Origin of the sequence: Streptomyces klenkii, assembly GCF_003626645.1 — a bacterium.
In the GTDB taxonomy this organism is placed as follows: Bacteria; Actinomycetota; Actinomycetes; order Streptomycetales; family Streptomycetaceae; genus Streptomyces; species Streptomyces klenkii.
This window is the reverse complement of sequence record NZ_RBAM01000233.1, coordinates 1-1,011: the sequence shown is the minus strand read 5'-3', so window position 1 is coordinate 1,011 and position 1,011 is coordinate 1. Positions and strand designations below refer to the sequence as shown.

Sequence of the window (1,011 nt, the reverse complement as noted above, 5' to 3'; positions counted from 1 at the left end):
CCGTCCCCACTGTGGCCTCCTTGGCGTTCTGGCGTCGTCCCCGCCCCGGCCAGGGTAGCCCCTCGCCCTCCGGTCACGGACGGGCGCCGGCGGGTGCCGGGGCGGGCTCGGGGGCCTCGGCGGCGCGGGCCCGGCGCCGGGCCAGGGGCAGCGCCAGCACCGAGACCAGCAGGAACACCCCCAGCGCGTACAGGACGATCGTGGCCCCGGGCGGCACGTCCGCGTAGTAGGACGTGGTCGTCCCGGCCAGTGAGACGGCGACGCCGATGGCGATGGACAGGCCCAGGGTGGCGGCGAAGCCGCGCGTGGCCTGCTGGGCGGCCACGACCGGGATCACCATGAGGGCGCTGACCAGCAGCAGCCCGACGACCCGCATGGCCACGGTCACGGTCGCGGCGGCCGTCACCGCCAGCAGGAGGTTGAGGGCGCGCACCGGCAGCCCGGTGACCCGCGCGAACTCCTCGTCCTGGCACACCGCGAAGAGCTGCCGCCGCAGCCCGAGGCCGACCAGCAGGACGAACGCCGAGAGCACCGTGATCGCGGTGATGTCCTCGGGGGAGACGGTGGTGACCGAACCCCACAGGTAGGAGGTGAGGTTGGCGGTGGAGCCGCCCGGCGCGAGGTTGATGATCATGACGCCGCCGGCCATGCCGCCGTAGAAGAGCATCGCCAGCGCGATGTCCCCGCGCGCCCGCCCCGAGGAGCGCAGCAGCTCCATCAGCACGGCCCCGGCGGCGGAGACCACGACGGCCGTCCACACCGGGCTGGTGGACAGCAGGAAGCCCAGCGCCACGCCGGTCAGCGCGACGTGGCCGATGCCGTCGCCCATGAGGGCCTGGCGGCGCTGAACGAGGTAGATGCCGACGGCCGGGGCGGCGACGCCGATGAGCAGCGCGGCCTGGAGGGCCCGCTGCATGAAGGGGTAGTCGAGGAGTTCGAGCATCACAGAATCCCCGTCCTGAGCGGGTACCCGGCGGCGGGCTCGGGCTCGTCGGCGGGGTGGCAGGGGTG

1 protein-coding gene is annotated in these 1,011 nt (G+C 74.5%); it reads right to left on the bottom strand.

What is annotated here, in order from left to right:
• Positions 1–73: 73 nt before the first annotated feature.
• Positions 74–943: a metal ABC transporter permease gene (locus tag D7231_RS35995; protein WP_120760598.1), complete on the bottom strand. Its 870-nt coding sequence runs from the start codon at positions 941–943 to the stop codon at positions 74–76.
• Positions 944–1,011 lie beyond the last annotated feature (68 nt).

Excerpts from the sequence above, each read along its gene's own strand:
- D7231_RS35995 (WP_120760598.1), bottom strand. The coding sequence starts at position 943 with ATGCTCGAACTCCTCGACTACCCCTTCATGCAGCGGGCCCTCCAGGCC.